This window comes from Nocardioides marmorisolisilvae, from assembly GCF_031656915.1.
Lineage (GTDB): Bacteria > Actinomycetota > Actinomycetes > Propionibacteriales > Nocardioidaceae > Marmoricola > Marmoricola terrisoli.
Window position 1 is genome coordinate 3,883,837 of the sequence record NZ_CP134227.1, and the last position, 15,631, is coordinate 3,899,467.

Sequence of the window (15,631 nt, forward strand, 5' to 3'; positions counted from 1 at the left end):
GAAACTAGATGGACAGCGCAGTGAGGCCGGTTCCGCTGGCCAGCAACTTCCTCGTCCCGAACGGCACGTTCTGGGTGGAGCTGATTGCGTTCGCGATCATCGTGTTCATCCTGGCCAAGTGGGTCATCCCGCCGATCAACAAGGCGATGACCGCTCGACAGGAGGCGATCCGCAAGCAGTTCGCGGATCTCGACGCGGCCAAGTCCGAGGCGCACAGCGCCGAGGAGCGGTACAAGAGCCAGCTCGAGGAGGCCAAGCACGAGGCCGCGCGCATCCGTGAGGAGGCCCGCGACCAGGGGGCCCAGATCGTCGCGGACGCACGCGCGAAGGCCGAACAGGAGGCTCAGCGGATCATCGAGCACGCGCATGCGCAGATCGAGGCCGACCGCCAGCACGCGGTCACCACGTTGCGTGGCGAGGTCGGCACGCTGGCGACCCAGCTGGCCGGTCGGATCGTCGGCGAGTCACTCGACGACCAGGCCCGGCAGAGCCGGGTCGTCGACCGCTTCCTCGATGAGCTCGACGGCAAGGCCGGCGCAGCGGCCGGAGCGTCGGGGGTCCACTGATGCGTGGATCGTCGGCGGAGTCGTTCACCCGGATCAGCTCCCAGCAGGCCCGGGCGATCGCAGACGGTGCGGACGCCGCGCGGATGGCCGAGAACATGTTCACCGCGGTGGCCGTGTTCCGGTCCAACCCGTCCTTCCGGCGGGCTGCGACCGATCCGACTGCCGAGTTCGAGAACCGATCGGCGATGCTGCGCGAGGTGTTCGGCAAGCACTTCGAGCCGGCGGCCACCGAGGTGCTGGCCACGGCGGGCGGTTCCCGATGGGCCTCGAGCGTCGACATGGTCGACAGCCTGGAGCGGCTCGGTGTGATCGCGGTGGCTCGTGCGGCGGACAGCGCCGGCGAGGCGGACCGTCTCGAGGGAGAGATGTTCACCTTCGACAACGTCATCTCCGAGAACCCCGCGCTGCGGCAGGCGCTCACCGACCGCACCCGCTCGGTCGAGGACAAGCAGGCGCTGCTGCGCTCGCTCCTGGCGAGCAAGGCCTGTTCCGGCACTGTCCGGCTGGCCGAGCAGGCCGTGGTGGGCAACTACCCCACGGTGCGGCACGCGTTCGCGGACTACGCAAGGCTCGTGACCGAGGCCCGCGGTCGCTTGCTGGCCCGGGTCGTCGTGGCACAGCCGCTGTCCGAGGACGCCCAGCTTCGGTTGGTCGACGTGCTCAGCCGGCAGTACGACAAGCCGGTGCACCTCAACATCGTGATCGACCCCGAGACCATCGGCGGCATCCAGGTCGAGATCGGTGACGAGGTCATCGATGGCACCGTCGCCAGCAGGCTCAGTGACGCCCAGCGACGGCTGGCCGGCTAGCCCAGCGGCCCACTCACCAGAACTTTCACTTCAAGGCAAGAGAGAAGGCAGAAGATGACCGAGCTTTCGATTCGTCCGGAGGAGATCCGCGACGCGCTCGCCAAGTACGTCGCCGACTACCAGCCCGACACGGCGAAGAGGGAAGAGGTCGGCACGGTCGCGGAGGCCGGCGACGGCATCGCGCGCGTCGCGGGGCTGCCCTCCGCGATGGCGAACGAGCTGCTCGAGTTCGAGGACGGCACCCGCGGTCTCGCACTGAACCTCGACACCCGCGAGATCGGTGTCGTCATCCTGGGTGACTTCGACGGGATCGAGGAGGGCCAGACGGTACGCCGTACCGGCGAGATCCTCTCGGTGCCCGTGGGTGACGGCTTCATGGGCCGCGTCATCGACCCGCTCGGCAACCCGATCGACGGCCTGGGCGCGATCGAGGCCGAGGGGCGGCGTGCCCTGGAGCTGCAGGCGCCCAGCGTGGTCCAGCGCAAGTCGGTGCACGAGCCGCTGGCGACGGGCATCAAGGCCATCGACGCGCTGACCCCGGTCGGCCGCGGCCAGCGCCAGCTGATCATCGGCGACCGCGCCACCGGCAAGACCACCATCGCGATCGACACGATCATCAACCAGCGGCAGAACTGGGAGTCCGGCGACCCGGACAAGCAGGTGCGCTGCATCTACGTCGCCATCGGTCAGAAGGGCTCGACCATCGCCTCCGTGCGGGGTGCCCTGGAGGAGGCCGGCGCGCTGGAGTACACCACGATCGTCGCGTCTCCGGCCTCGGACAGTGCCGGCTTCAAGTACCTCGCCCCCTACACCGGCTCCGCCATCGGCCAGCACTGGATGTACGACGGCAAGCACGTCCTGATCGTCTTCGACGACCTCACCAAGCAGGCCGAGGCCTACCGTGCGGTGTCGCTGCTGCTGCGTCGCCCGCCGGGCCGCGAGGCCTACCCCGGTGACGTGTTCTACCTGCACAGCCGGCTGCTCGAGCGTTGTGCGAAGCTCTCCGACGACCTGGGCCACGGCTCCATGACCGGCCTGCCGATCATCGAGACCAAGGCCAACGACGTCTCGGCCTACATCCCGACCAACGTCATCTCCATCACCGACGGTCAGATCTTCTTGCAGTCCGACCTGTTCGCGGCCAACCAGCGCCCGGCGATCGACGTCGGCGTGTCGGTCTCCCGCGTCGGTGGCTCGGCGATGACCAAGGCGATGAAGGCCGTCACCGGCTCCCTCAAGGTCGACCTGGCGCAGTTCCGCGCGATGGAGGCGTTCGCGATGTTCGCCTCGGACCTCGACGCGGCGTCGCGTCAGCAGCTGGACCGAGGCGCGCGGCTGATGGCGCTGCTCAAGCAGCCGGCGTACTCGCCGTACCCGCTCGAGGAGATGGTCATCTCGCTGTGGATCGGGACCACCGGTCGCCTGGACAGGGTCCCGGTCGAGGACGTGCTGCGCTTCGAGCGTGAGTTCATCGACTACCTGCGCCACTCCCACGGCCAGGTGCTCGACACCATCCGCGAGAGCCAGAAGTTCGAGGACGACACCGAGAAGTCCGTCGAGCAGGCCTACGACACGTTCCTCGACCAGTTCGAGACCTCCGAGGGTCACTCGATCAAGGCAGGCACCGAGGCTGCGGTCGACCCGGTCGCCGACGACGAGCTCGGCCAGGAGCAGATCGTCAAGCAGAAGCGGGGCTGACGTTGTCCATGACTGCTGCGACGCTGAGAGGGGTAGCCACCGATGGCTGTATCGCTGCGTGAGTACCGCGCGCGGATCAAGTCGACGGAGTCGATGAAGAAGATCACGCGCGCGATGGAGCTCATTGCTGCGTCGCGCATCATCAAGGCGCAGCAGCGCGCCGCCGAGGCCGCGCCGTACGCCCGGGAGCTCACCCGTGCCGTCTCGGCGCTGGCGACCTATGCGTCGGTCGACCACCCGCTGACCACCGAGCCGGAGAACCCCACCCGGGCTGCCGTGCTCATCGTGACCAGCGACCGTGGCCTGGCGGGCGCGTACTCCTCCAGCGTCCTCAAGGAGTCCGAGCGGCTCTGCGAGAGGCTGCGCTCGGAGGGCAAGCAGGTCGCGGCGTACATCTCCGGGCGCAAGGGCGAGGCCTACTACCGCTTCCGCGAGCGTCCGATCGTGGAGTCCTGGTCGGGCTTCTCCGACCAGCCGCGCTACGAGAACGCCAAGGCGATCGGCGAGTCGTTGATCAAGGCCTTCGTCGAGGGCACGGCCGAGGGCGGGGAGGCCGTCGAGGGCGGTGTCGACGAGGTGCACCTGGTCTACACGCAGTTCCGCTCGATGCTGGTCCAGGAGCCGCACAGCGTGCGGTTGCTGCCGCTCGAGGTGGTCGAGGGCGAGGAGAAGCCGGACGCCGACGAGGTGCTCCCGCTCTACGAGTTCGAGCCTTCCGCCGAGGAGGTCCTCGACGCCCTGCTGCCCAAGTACGTCGACAGCCGGATCTTCTACGCGCTTCTCCAGGCCTCGGCCTCGGAGCTGGCGGCCCGCCAGAAGGCGATGAAGTCCGCGACGGACAACGCCGAAGAGCTCATCAAGAAGTTCACCCGGATCGCCAACCAGGCCCGCCAGGCTGGCATCACCCAGGAAATCAGCGAAATCGTCGGTGGCGTCAACGCGCTCGCCGACGCCACCGCGCAGAGTGAGTGAGAGAGATGACTGCCACCATCGAAGAGAACACCGCTGCCGCTGCCGGCGGTAACAGCACCGGCCGCATCGCCCGGGTGATCGGCCCCGTGGTCGACGTGGAGTTCCCGGTCGACCACATGCCGGGGATCTACAACAAGCTCGAGACCGAGTTCGAGCTGACCGGTGAGAAGCACCTGCTCTCGCTCGAGGTCGCTCAGCACATCGGCGACGGCATGGTCCGTGCGATCTCGCTGCAGCCGACCGACGGTCTGGTCCGTGGCGCACAGGTGACCGACACCGGCGAGCCGATCACGGTGCCCGTGGGCGACGCGACTCTCGGGCACGTGTTCAACACCCTCGGCGAGTGCCTGAACCTCAAGCCGGGCGAGAAGCTCGAGGTCAACGAGCGCTGGGGGATCCACCGCAAGGCCCCCGCCTTCGACCAGCTGGAGTCGAAGACCCAGATGTTCGAGACCGGCATCAAGGTGATCGACCTGCTCACGCCGTACGTCCAGGGCGGCAAGATCGGCCTGTTCGGTGGCGCGGGCGTCGGCAAGACCGTGCTGATCCAGGAGATGATCGCGCGTGTCGCCAAGGACCACGGCGGTGTGTCGGTGTTCGCCGGCGTCGGCGAGCGCACCCGTGAGGGCAACGACCTCATCGCCGAGATGGAGGAGGCCGGCGTCATCGGCCAGACCGCGTTGGTCTTCGGCCAGATGGACGAGCCGCCGGGCACCCGGCTTCGGGTCGCGCTGTCCGCGTTGACGATGGCGGAGTACTTCCGCGACGTGCAGAACCAGGACGTGCTGCTCTTCATCGACAACATCTTCCGGTTCACCCAGGCCGGCTCGGAGGTGTCGACCCTGCTCGGGCGGATGCCGTCCGCGGTGGGCTACCAGCCGAACCTCGCCGACGAGATGGGCGTGCTCCAGGAGCGGATCACCTCCACGCGTGGTCATTCGATCACGTCGATGCAGGCGATCTACGTGCCCGCGGACGACTACACCGACCCGGCGCCGGCCACCACGTTCGCGCACCTCGACGCGACCACCGAGCTGTCCCGCGAGATCGCCTCGCTGGGCATCTACCCGGCCGTGGACCCGCTGACCTCGACGTCGCGGATCCTCGACGCGCAGTACATCGGGCAGGCGCACTACGACTGCGCGATCCGGATCAAGCAGATCCTGCAGCGCAACAAGGAGCTGCAGGACATCATCGCGATCCTCGGTGTCGACGAGTTGTCCGAGGAGGACAAGATCATCGTGTCGCGGGCGCGCCGCATCCAGCGGTTCCTCTCGCAGAACACCTACGTGGCCAAGCAGTTCACCGGCATCGAAGGCTCGACGGTCCCGGTCGCCGACACCATCGAGGCGTTCAACAAGATCGCCGACGGCGAGTACGACCACGTGGCCGAGCAGGCGTTCTTCATGTGCGGCGGTCTGGACGACGTTGAGCGCAAGTGGGACGAGATCCAGAAGAGCCTCTGATGCGAGCGAAGCGAGCCAATTGGCAGAGCGCCCAGGGTTCTTGGGCAGCAGCGCCCGAGCGTAGCGAGGAGCGCTGATGGCCAAGAACATGCAGGTGTCGCTCGTCGCCGCGGACCGCGAGGTGTGGTCCGGGGAGGCGACCGTGGTGAACGCGAGCACCGTCGAAGGTGAGATCGGTGTGATGGCCGACCACACCCCGGTGCTGTCGGTGCTGGCTCCGGGTCAGGTCGACGTACGCACTGCCCAGGACGGCCATTGGGTCGCCGCCATCGACGGGGGCTTCATCTCGGTGGCCAACAATCATGTGCGATTGTTGTGCGAGAACGCCGAGCTCTCACACGAGAGCAACTTCGAGGAGGCCAAACGGCTCCTCGATGCGCGGCTCGCCGCACAAGGGGAGGGCTGACCACTTCGGTGGTGGAACGAGGGATAGATGGCGGTATGGCAGTGGCTGGCCGACTCAGCCGGTGTGCTGCTGCTCGTCGTCCTTGCCTACGGCCTGCTGCTCGTCGTACGCCGGCGCTGGATCTCGCGTGAGGGCGGCACCTTCGAGCTGAGCGTGCACACCGGGTCGCGGCTGGCCGGTCGCGGCTGGGTTCTCGGCCTGGGCCGGTACGACGCCGACTCCCTGGAGTGGTTCCGGATCTTCAGCATCTGGCCGCGACCGAAGCGTCGCTGGCAGCGCTCGGAGCTCCAGTTCGTGTCCCAGCGGGTGCCCTCCGGCCCCGAGTCGTTCTCGCTGTACGGCGGACACGTGATCGTGGTCTGCGCGGTCCCGGGTGGTCAGGTAGAGCTCGCGATGAGCCCGGACGCGCTGACCGGGCTCCAATCCTGGCTGGAGGCCGCGCCGCCGAGCGATCCTGCGGCGAGGAGGCGGTGACGACCGCACGCCGTGCGGTGGCAGTCTCGTTCTTCCTCAACGGCCTGGCGTTCGCCTCGTGGGCCTCGAGGATCCCGGACGTCCGGCACACCCTGGGGCTCTCCGACCAGGCGCTGGGTCTGCTGCTGCTCGGGCTGAGCCTCGGCTCGGTGCTCGCGCTGCCGCTGTCCGGTGCCCTCGTCCACCGCTTCGGCCCGGCCGCTGTCGTGCGGGGGGGCTGCGTGGCGGTGGGCGTCGCGCTGGTGGGCATCGCGGTGGGCGTCTCCGGCGTGGGGCTGGTCCGAGCCACCGTGCCGTTCCTGTTCTGCTACGGCATCGGGACCAGCGTGTGGGACGTGGCGATGAACGTGGAGGGCGCCGACGTCGAGCGTCGACTGGGCCGCTCGATCATGCCCCGATTCCACGCCGCGTTCAGCCTGGGCACCGTCGCTGGCGCCGGCCTCGGCGCACTGATGGCGCACCTCGGTCCCGACGTCACGCCGCACCTCGTCGGCATTGCCGTGGTGGCCGCCGCCGGGAACCTGGTCGCCGCCAGCCGATTCCTGCCGGCCGCCGAGGGGCCTGCCGAGCCATCGGTGGGCTCACGGGGTGCCTGGCGCGAGCCGCGGACGCTGATGATCGGCCTCGTCGTGCTGGTGATGGCGTTGACCGAGGGCACCGCCAATGACTGGTTGGCCGTGGCGATCAAGGACGGGTACGACGTCGCCGGGTCGGTCGCCGTCCTCGGCTTCGCGCTGTTCGTGAGTGCGATGACGCTGGGCCGGATGGTCGGACCGGCCCTCCTGGACCGTGCCGGCCGGGTACCGGTGCTGTTCGGCACCATCGTGCTGGCGGGGGTCGGGGTGCTGCTCACCGTGTTCGGGTCGACGCCGTGGCTCGTCGTACCCGGGATCGCGCTGTGGGGCCTGGGTGCGTCGTTGGGGTTCCCGGTCGGGATGAGTGCCGCGGCGGACGACCACGCCCACGCAGCCGCTCGGGTCGGCGTGGTCTCCACGATCGGCTACACCGCGTTCCTTGCCGGTCCGCCGCTGCTGGGCTTCGTCGCCTCCGAGGTCGGCACGCTGCGCGCACTCCTGATCGTGGCGGTGCTGCTGCTGCCGGCGTTCCTGGTCATCCCGGCGCTGGCGCCGCGGCCGCCCGCCCGCACGGTGTGAGGACCGCTCAGCGGTCGCCGCCCGGGACCCAGAGGACGTCGCCCTGCTCGCGGTTGGCGTGCCGGGCGAGGATGAAGACCAGGTCGGAGAGCCGGTTGAGGTAGGTGATCGCCAGCACGTTCATCGTGTCGGCGAACTGCTCGTGGGCCAGCCAAGCGGACCGCTCGGCCCGCCGTACGACAGTGCGCGCGACGTGCAACTGGGCCGCCGCCGGCGTACCCCCGTTGAGGATGAACGAGCGCAGGTTCGGCAGCTGCTCGTTGTAGTGGTCGCACCAGCGCTCGAGTCGGTCGACGTAGTCCTGCTCGATCCGCAGCGGGGGGTACGTGGGGTCGGGTACGACGGGGGTACACAGATCGGCGCCCACGTCGAAGAGGTCGTTCTGGACATGGGTGAGGACCTTGGCCACGTCGTCGTCGAGGCCACCGCCGGCGATCGCCACTCCGATCTGGGCGTTCGCCTCGTCCACATCGGCGTAGGCGTGCAGCCGGGGGTCGTTCTTGGTGGTGGTGCTCAGGTCACCGAGCTTGGTCTGGCCGGCATCGCCGGTGCGGGTGTAGATGCGCGTCAGGTTGACCATGGGTCCACCCTAGAGGCGGCCACTAGGGTGGGCGCCGTGGACGCCTTCCGGGTGGATTCGAAGGGTCCGCTGAGCACCCCGCTGCACGGCACCGTGGTGGTCGGCGGTGCGAAGAACTCCGCCCTGAAGCTGATGGCCGCCACACTGCTGGCCCCGGGCACGAGCACGGTGCACAACGTCCCGGACATCCTCGACGTCGAGGTGATGGGCCAGCTGCTCGGTGAGCTCGGCTGCACCGTCGAGGTGACGGGCGGTCCGACCGTGGGTGACCCGGGCAGCTGCCGGGTCACGGTGCCGGAGGAGCTCGGCAGCAAGGCGCCGTACCAACTCGTGCGCCGGCTGCGCGCCAGCATCGCGGTGCTCGGCCCGTTGGTGGCTCGGTGCGGGCACGCCAGCGTGGCGCTGCCCGGCGGCGACGCGATCGGCTCGCGTGGGCTGGACATGCACCTGAGCGGGTTGGAGGAGCTGGGCGCGCGGGTGCGGGTCGAGCACGGCCAGATCGTGGCCGAGGTGACCGACCGGCTTCGTGGGGCCCGGCTGGCGCTGGACTTCCCGAGCGTGGGTGCGACCGAGAACCTCCTGATGGCCGCTGTGCTCGCCGAGGGGAGCACGCTCATCGACAACGTCGCGCGCGAGCCGGAGATCGGCGACCTGTGTCAGATGCTGGTGGCGATGGGTGCGCGGATCGAGGGCATCGGCTCCTCGACGCTCGAGATCACCGGCGTCGAGCGGCTGCACCCGGTCGAGCACACCACGGTCGCCGACCGGATCGTCGCCGGCACCTGGGCCTTCGCCGCCGCGATCGGTGGCGGCGAGGTGCGGATCGACGGCGGCAACGCGGACCATCTCGACATCGTGCTCGACAAGCTGGCCAACGCAGGCGCGACGGTGTCTACGACCAGGGCCGGGTTCACCGTGGCGGTGGATCGCCGGCTGCGCTCCTTCGACGTGTCGACGCTGCCCTATCCCGGCTTCCCGACCGATCTGCAGCCGTTCGCGATGGCGCTCGCCTCGGTCTCCGACGGGACCTCGATGATCACCGAGAACGTCTTCGAGGCGCGTTTCATGTTCGCCCAGGAGCTCGCCCGCCTCGGTGCCGACCTGCGCACCGACGGCCATCACGCGGTGGTTCGGGGCCGACCGGAGCTCTCCGGGGCTCCGGTCGACGCCCATGACATCCGGGCGGGAGCCGCGCTCGTGCTCGCGGGACTGGCCGCGCAGGGGACCACGGTCGTGTCGGGCAGCCATCACGTCGACCGGGGCTACCCGAGGCTGGACGAGGCGCTCTGCTCGCTCGGCGCCGACGTACGCCGGCAGTGATCAACGAGTCGCTGCTGCTGTGCACGTATCGAAATCATTTCGTGACCGCGTGGCAGCAACCGTTCGGGGTACCAGCGCGTCATAGTGACCACGAGGGCAAACTTCCCCCTCGGCTCGCGGGAGGACTCAGATGGAACTGGTGCGCGAAGGAGCCACCCTGAGGGTGGTGGGCCAGGTTGACGGACGTACCACCTCCGAGCTGAGGGACGCGCTCGCGGCACAGCTGCGCGAGGAGCCCGGCGACGTCGTCCTCGACCTCGCCGCCGTGGAGGCCGTCGACCTCACTGCGCTGCGGATGATCGCGGTCGCCTCGCGCAGCGCGATGCTCGCCGGGCACCATCTGCTGCTGCGCGGCGCCTCCCCGGTGGTGCGCCGACTGCTGCACCTGAGCCACCTGCGTGGCCTGATCGACTTCGAGGACCAGGTCGCGGTCTGACGTGAAACGGCCCACTCCTCGTACCACCGGGTAGCCGATCCGCCCTACGCTTCGCCCCATGACGACCGAGCAGCAGCGCGAGAACGGCCAGGACCGGACGGACCGCCCCGCCAAGGCCCGGCCGTGGATCATGCGCACCTACTCGGGGCACTCCTCGGCCGCTGAGTCCAACAAGCTCTACCGCACCAACCTGTCGAAGGGCCAGACCGGGCTCTCGGTGGCCTTCGACCTGCCCACCCAGACCGGCTACGACCCGGACAGCCCGCTCAGTCGCGGCGAGGTCGGCAAGGTCGGCGTACCCATCATGCACTTGGGCGAGATGCGCCGACTGTTCCAGGACATCCCGCTGGTCGAGATGAACACCTCGATGACGATCAACGCGACCGCGATGTGGCTGCTGGCGCTCTACCAAGTGGTGGCCGAGGAGCAGAACCCCGGCGTCGACAAGCAGCAGGTCGCCCACCAGCTCGCCGGCACCACCCAGAACGACATCATCAAGGAGTACCTCTCCCGAGGCACCTATGTGTTCCCGCCGGAGCACTCGATGCGGCTGATCAGCGACGTGATCAGCTACACCGTCCACGAGATCCCCAAGTGGAACCCGATCAACATCTGCAGCTACCACCTGCAGGAGGCGGGCGCGACGCCGGTGCAGGAGCTGGCCTACGCGCTGTGCACCGCCATCGCGGTGCTCGACGCCGTCAAGGACTCAGGTCAGGTGTCCCCGGATGACTTCGAGCAGGTGGTCGGCCGGATCTCCTTCTTCGTCAACGCGGGTGTGCGGTTCGTCGAGGAGATGTGCAAGATGCGCGCCTTCGTCGAGCTCTGGGACGAGATCACCCGCGAGCGTTACGGCGTGCAGGACCCGAAGATGCGTCGGTTCCGGTACGGCGTCCAGGTCAACTCGCTCGGCCTGACCGAGGCTCAGCCTCAAATCACCGATTCGTACGGCGTTGGTCGGTGCGGCTGAGCGAAGAGGGTGCTCCTGACCTGCACGATCATGGTTACCACGCCTTGATCAGAGCAGTTTCAAAGGAGCACCCTCTTGGTGACGAAGTCTTGCACGCTCGACCGCATCCGGGTGACAGCCGATGATGAGAACGGCGTGTCCGACGCCGGACTCCTGATCGCGGCCACCCTGGGGGACCGGCTCGGGCTCGGTCCGTTGCTGCGTGAACACCTCACCGTCCCGGGCAGCGCTGGCGCGAACCCGGACCGGAAGTGCCTGACGTTGATCCATTCGCTCCTGGCGGGTGGGGACTGCATCGAGGACGTCAACGCCCTACGGGCCGGGTCCACTGGCGCGGTCCTGGGGCACAAGGTCGCCGCCTCCTCGACGGTCGGCACCTTCCTACGCTCGTTCGGGTTCGGCCACGCCCGCCAACTCGACGCCGTGACTCGGCGCCTGCTCGCCCGCGCCGTCACCGCCGGCGCACATCCCGGATTCAGCGAGTCGGTCACGGTCGACATCGACTCCACCCTCTGCGAGACCTACGGGTTGAAGAAGGACGGTGCTCGCGGCGTGATGCGCACCGGGCTGCGGGGCTATCACCCGCTGCTCGCCGTTATCGCGGGAACACCTGACATCGCCGGCGTCGTGGCACACGCCCGGATGCGTCGGGGCCGGTCGAGCGACTCCACCAGCGCACCGGTGTTCATCAAGGAGACCATCAGCCGACTCCGCAGCGCGGGCGCGGCCGGTGAGATCGTGCTCCGCGCCGACTCGGGGTTCTACCTGTCCGATGTGGTCACCGCCTGCCGCAACAACGACGTGCGCTTCTCCATCACCGCTCGCATGATCGGCTCCGCTGTGAAGGACAAGATCGCAGCGATCGCCGAATCCGAGTGGACCCCGATCGACTACTTCCTGCCCGGAGCCGGGGTCGCGGAATTCACCTTCATCCCGTTCGCGAGCGGTCCCCGCGGCAAGCTGCTGGCCGAGCGCGGCGAAATCCATCCCGTCCGGCTGATCGTGCGTCGCACCCCACTCACCGACGCTCAAGCAATCAACCGCGGCCAGGACCCCGATCAACCAGCGCTGTTCCCGATCTACGACTACCACCCGATGATCACCGACCGAACCGGCGAGATCGTCGAGATCGAGGCCGACCACCGCCGCCACGCCGAGGTCGAGCTCACTATCCGCGACCTCAAGCACGACATGGCGATGAACCACTTCCCGACCAAGAGCTTCGGCGGGAACGCAGCCTGGCTGATCCTCAACACCATCGCCCACAACCTCACCCGATGGGCAACCCGGCTCGGCCTGGCCACCGCACCGGTGATGACCAAGAAGATCCGCCGCCGGATCTACAACGTCACCGGCCGCCTGGTCCGCACCGGGCGACGACTTGTCCTGCGCCTACCCCGCCGATGGCCTTGGGCCGCACTGATCACCGCTGCCATCGAACGGCTACGCGCCCTACCAGCCGCCAGCGGCTGACCTCCCGCATCCCGCCCGCCACGACCCGAGGACCCAGGAGAAGCCGGACAGACCGGCAGGACACTCCTGCCCTCCACCCGACCACCGACGTCAGAGGCTGGTCAGCAACCCCTCAACGGCCCGAGTGCGCCTAACCCGCCTCAGATCGGTGATTTGAGGCTCAGCCGGAGAACAACGTGCAGCGCATCGTCCTCGAGATGCTCGGCGTCACGTTGAGCAAGGACGCTCGGGCGCGTGCCGTGCAGCTCCCCGCCTGGAACGAGGCGCTCGGCCTGCCTCGGCCGTGGGACCAGCAATGGTCGCTGCGGCTGCAGCAGGTGCTCGCCTACGAGTCCGACCTGCTCGAGTACGACGACATCTTCGACGGCTCCCATGTCGTCGCGGCGAAGGTGGCTCAGCTGGTGGCCGATGCCAAGGACGAGATCGATCGGGTGCAGGCGATGGGTGGCGCGGTCGCAGCGGTCGAGTCGGGCTACATGAAGCAAGCGCTGGTCTCCTCGCACGCCACCCGCCGGGCACGGATCGAGAACGGCGAGGAGATCGTCGTCGGGGTCAACCGCTTCGAGACCACTGCGGAGTCGCCGCTGACCGCGGACCTCGACACCGCGATCCAGACCGCGGACCCCGAGGCCGAGCGGCAGGCGCTCGCCAGTCTGGAGGCATGGAGGGCCGAGCGCGATCAGGCCGAGGTCGACCAGGCACTGGAGCGGCTCGCCGCGGAGGCGAAGACCGGCACGAACCTGATGCAGGCCACCCTCGCCGCGGCCCGCGCGGGTGCGACGACGGGGGAGTGGGCCGGCACGCTTCGACAGGTGTTCGGCGAGTTCCGGGCCCCCACGGGCGTCTCAGGTGCCGTGGGCGCGCAGGCGGTCGGCGTGGCCGGGTCCGCGTTGGCCGCCGTACGCGAGCAGGTGCGGCGCACCGGTGAGGAGCTCGCCGGCAAGGAGGGCGGGCGGCTCCGGCTGCTCGTCGGCAAGCCGGGCCTCGACGGGCACTCCAACGGCGCCGAGCAGGTGGCCGTGCGCGCCCGTGACGCCGGCTTCGAGGTCGTCTATCAGGGCATCCGGCTGACTCCCGAGCAGATCGTCGCCGCCGCAGTCGCCGAGGACGTGCACTGTGTCGGGCTCTCGATCCTCTCCGGCTCGCACATGGAGCTGGTGCCCGACGTCCTGGCGAGGATGGCCGAGGCCGGGATCGACGACGTGCCGGTGATCGTCGGCGGCATCATCCCCGACTCCGACGCCCGGGCCCTCAAGCAGCAGGGCGTCGCCGAGGTCTTCACCCCGAAGGACTTCAGCCTCACCGACGCGATGGCCGGCATCGTCCGGGCCATCCGGCGCGCCCACGGCCTGGAGATGCTGGACTAGACCGCGATCCGTCGTCGCCGCTTGGGGCGGGTCGCGCCCGCTGGTGCCGACTACGCTTGCCTCGCGGACGTGGTACGCCGGGAGGGCGTCGCTGCTCGTACGCGACGGGAGTGAGCGTGACCATGCACGAGACCATCGAGCCCGGCGCTTCGGCGTTGCCGGCGACGATGGAGGACTCGCCGCTGTTCCGCAGCCTGCTCGAGGCTGCGCCGGACGGCATGGTGATCGTGGACCACAGTGGCCGGATCGTGCTCGTCAACGCCCAGACAGAGAACCTGTTCGGCTACCGCCGCGAGGAGCTCGTCGGCCAGCGGGTGGAGATGCTCGTCCCGACTCGCTCGGCGGCCGAGCACCACCGGTTCCGCAGCGGCTACGTCCAGGAGCCGCGCACCCGTCCGATGGGGCTGGCGGGCAAGCTGTTCGCCCGGCGCAAGGACGGCAGCGAGTTCCCGGTCGAGATCTCCTTGGCGCCGCTCGAGACCGACCAGGGGCTGCTCGTGTCCGCCGCGGTGCGGGACATCACCGAGCGGGTGCGCATCCAGGCCGCCGCCAACCGGATCAGGGACGAGTTCTTCGCAAGCGTCTCCCACGAGCTCCGAACGCCGCTGACCAGCATGATCGGCTACGCGGAGCTGATGGAGGAGGTGCCCGACCTGCCGCAGCAGGCACGGGAGTTCCTCGACGTGATCACCCGCTCGGCAGCGCGAGAGCTGCGCCTGGTCGACGACCTGCTGACCCTGGTCCGGCTGGACAGCGAGGAGCTGTCGATGCAGTTCGAGGCCTGTGACCTCGTGCAGCTGGCTCGCGATGCGCTCGAGAGTGCCGCACCCGCGGCCACCGAGCGCGGACTCGTGCTGGATCTGCAGGTCCCGACCGGATCGGTCACGGTCGAGGGTGACCAGGGTCGACTCGGCCAGGTCCTCGACAACCTGCTGTCGAACGCCGTGAAGTTCACCGCCGCCCAGGGGCGGGTGACCGTCGCCGTCGGACGGACCGCCACAACGGGGTTCATCGAGGTGACCGACGACGGCCACGGCGTCGATGAGCATGACCTCGACCGGCTCTTCGACCGGCTGTTCCGCACCCAGGACGCCGTCGAGCGGGCGATCCCCGGTGCCGGACTCGGGTTGTCCATCGCCCGCGGCATCGTGCTGGCGCACGGCGGAAACCTGGTCGCCCACAACGCGGAGGGGCGCGGCATCACCTTCCGGCTCGACCTGCCCAGCACGGACTGACCTGAGCGCAGCCCGGCGAGTGGTCAGAACAGTCGCTCGGTGGGGTCGTCCAGGCCGCGGAGGGCGTCATAGTCAACCAGCGCGCAAGCGATGCCCCGGTCCTCCGCGAGGACCCGGGCCTGGGGCTTGATCTCCTGTGCGGCGAAGATCCCGCGCACCGGGCTGAGGAGCGGATCACGGTTGAGCAGCTCGAGGTAGCGGGTCAACTGCTCGACGCCGTCGATCTCGCCGCGTCGCTTGATCTCCACGGCCACACTCGCCCCGGCCGCGTCGCGGCACATCAGGTCGACAGGGCCGATCGGGGTGGGGAACTCCCGCCGTACCAGCGTCAGTCCGTCCGCGAGCGTGGCCGGGTGGTCGGCGAGAAGCTCCTGGAGGTGCTTCTCGACGCCGTCCTTGCGCAGTCCCGGGTCGACGCCGAGCTCGTGGCTCGAGTCGTGCAAGATCTCCTCGATCAGGATCCGCAGGGTGTCGTCCGTCTTGCTGGTCACGGTCCACTCGATGGTGCCGTCGTCGCCGGCGGCCTCCCTGACCGTGCAGGGCGGGTTCATCCAGTTCAGCGGCTTGTACGACCCGCCGTCCGAGTGCACCAGCACCGAGCCGTCCGCCTTGAGCACGAGCAACCGGGTGGCCATCGGCAGGTGGGCGGTGAGCTTGCCGGCGTAGTCGACCTGGCAGCGCGCAACGACGAGTCTCACGGGACGA

At 69.0% G+C, this 15,631-nt stretch carries 16 protein-coding genes and 1 pseudogene; 15 read left to right on the plus strand and 2 right to left on the minus strand.

Annotation, left to right across the window (positions count from 1 at the left end; genetic code table 11):
- Positions 1–8 precede the first annotated feature (8 nt).
- The 8 genes from Q9R13_RS18620 (at position 9) to Q9R13_RS18655 (ending at position 7,545) form a co-directional block, all read left to right on the plus strand.
- Complete coding sequence (locus tag Q9R13_RS18620) at positions 9–566, plus strand: F0F1 ATP synthase subunit B (protein WP_310962664.1); 558 nt, start codon at positions 9–11, stop codon at positions 564–566.
- Positions 566–1,375 carry a F0F1 ATP synthase subunit delta gene (locus tag Q9R13_RS18625; protein ID WP_310962665.1) on the plus strand — a complete coding sequence of 270 codons (810 nt, stop codon included), beginning with the start codon at positions 566–568 and terminating at the stop codon, positions 1,373–1,375. The genes Q9R13_RS18620 and Q9R13_RS18625 overlap by 1 nt, the downstream gene beginning before the upstream one ends.
- A 54-nt stretch (positions 1,376–1,429) precedes the next feature.
- The gene (gene atpA / locus Q9R13_RS18630; protein WP_310962666.1) at positions 1,430–3,073 is read left to right on the plus strand and encodes a F0F1 ATP synthase subunit alpha; all 1,644 of its coding nucleotides are present in this window, start codon (positions 1,430–1,432) and stop codon (positions 3,071–3,073) included.
- Between the two features lie 42 nt (positions 3,074–3,115).
- Positions 3,116–4,045 (plus strand): F0F1 ATP synthase subunit gamma, encoded by a 930-nt coding sequence (locus tag Q9R13_RS18635; protein ID WP_310962667.1) that lies wholly within the window; start codon positions 3,116–3,118, stop codon positions 4,043–4,045.
- Between the two features lie 5 nt (positions 4,046–4,050).
- Positions 4,051–5,511 (plus strand): F0F1 ATP synthase subunit beta, encoded by a 1,461-nt coding sequence (gene atpD / locus Q9R13_RS18640; RefSeq protein ID WP_310962668.1) that lies wholly within the window; start codon positions 4,051–4,053, stop codon positions 5,509–5,511.
- A 76-nt stretch (positions 5,512–5,587) separates the two neighbouring features.
- Positions 5,588–5,917, plus strand: a complete 330-nt coding sequence (locus Q9R13_RS18645; RefSeq protein WP_310962669.1) for a F0F1 ATP synthase subunit epsilon — start codon at positions 5,588–5,590, stop codon at positions 5,915–5,917.
- 27 nt (positions 5,918–5,944) lie between these two features.
- Positions 5,945–6,391 (plus strand): DUF2550 domain-containing protein, encoded by a 447-nt coding sequence (locus tag Q9R13_RS18650; RefSeq protein ID WP_310962670.1) that lies wholly within the window; start codon positions 5,945–5,947, stop codon positions 6,389–6,391.
- The gene (locus tag Q9R13_RS18655) at positions 6,388–7,545 is read left to right on the plus strand and encodes an MFS transporter (RefSeq protein ID WP_310962671.1); all 1,158 of its coding nucleotides are present in this window, start codon (positions 6,388–6,390) and stop codon (positions 7,543–7,545) included. The genes Q9R13_RS18650 and Q9R13_RS18655 overlap by 4 nt, the downstream gene beginning before the upstream one ends.
- 7 nt (positions 7,546–7,552) lie before the next feature.
- On the opposite strand, the gene Q9R13_RS18660 is transcribed toward Q9R13_RS18655, so the two are convergent.
- The gene (locus Q9R13_RS18660) at positions 7,553–8,125 is read right to left on the minus strand and encodes a cob(I)yrinic acid a,c-diamide adenosyltransferase (RefSeq protein ID WP_310962672.1); all 573 of its coding nucleotides are present in this window, start codon (positions 8,123–8,125) and stop codon (positions 7,553–7,555) included.
- Between the two features lie 36 nt (positions 8,126–8,161).
- On the opposite strand from Q9R13_RS18660, the gene murA reads away from it, so the two are divergent.
- From murA to Q9R13_RS18695, 7 genes and pseudogenes are all read left to right on the plus strand, one after another.
- The gene (murA, locus tag Q9R13_RS18665; protein WP_310962673.1) at positions 8,162–9,445 is read left to right on the plus strand and encodes a UDP-N-acetylglucosamine 1-carboxyvinyltransferase; all 1,284 of its coding nucleotides are present in this window, start codon (positions 8,162–8,164) and stop codon (positions 9,443–9,445) included.
- A 130-nt stretch (positions 9,446–9,575) separates the two neighbouring features.
- Positions 9,576–9,881 (plus strand): STAS domain-containing protein, encoded by a 306-nt coding sequence (locus Q9R13_RS18670; protein ID WP_310962674.1) that lies wholly within the window; start codon positions 9,576–9,578, stop codon positions 9,879–9,881.
- 58 nt (positions 9,882–9,939) lie between these two features.
- The gene (locus Q9R13_RS18675; protein ID WP_310962675.1) at positions 9,940–10,851 is read left to right on the plus strand and encodes a methylmalonyl-CoA mutase family protein; all 912 of its coding nucleotides are present in this window, start codon (positions 9,940–9,942) and stop codon (positions 10,849–10,851) included.
- A gap of 78 nt (positions 10,852–10,929) precedes the next feature.
- Entirely contained in the window at positions 10,930–12,324 is a 1,395-nt protein-coding gene (locus Q9R13_RS18680; protein ID WP_310965057.1) for an IS1380 family transposase, read from the plus strand.
- A gap of 170 nt (positions 12,325–12,494) precedes the next feature.
- Positions 12,495–13,133, plus strand: a pseudogene (locus tag Q9R13_RS20365) (methylmalonyl-CoA mutase family protein); the annotation flags it as partial.
- A gap of 102 nt (positions 13,134–13,235) precedes the next feature.
- The gene (locus Q9R13_RS20370; RefSeq protein ID WP_310965123.1) at positions 13,236–13,691 is read left to right on the plus strand and encodes a cobalamin B12-binding domain-containing protein; all 456 of its coding nucleotides are present in this window, start codon (positions 13,236–13,238) and stop codon (positions 13,689–13,691) included.
- Between the two features lie 122 nt (positions 13,692–13,813).
- Positions 13,814–14,926, plus strand: a complete 1,113-nt coding sequence (locus tag Q9R13_RS18695; RefSeq protein ID WP_310965124.1) for a PAS domain S-box protein — start codon at positions 13,814–13,816, stop codon at positions 14,924–14,926.
- A 23-nt stretch (positions 14,927–14,949) separates the two neighbouring features.
- Here the strand turns inward: Q9R13_RS18695 and nucS are convergent, their stop codons facing one another.
- Positions 14,950–15,624, minus strand: coding sequence for an endonuclease NucS (gene nucS / locus Q9R13_RS18700; protein WP_310962676.1), 675 nt, complete (start codon positions 15,622–15,624; stop codon positions 14,950–14,952).
- Positions 15,625–15,631 lie beyond the last annotated feature (7 nt).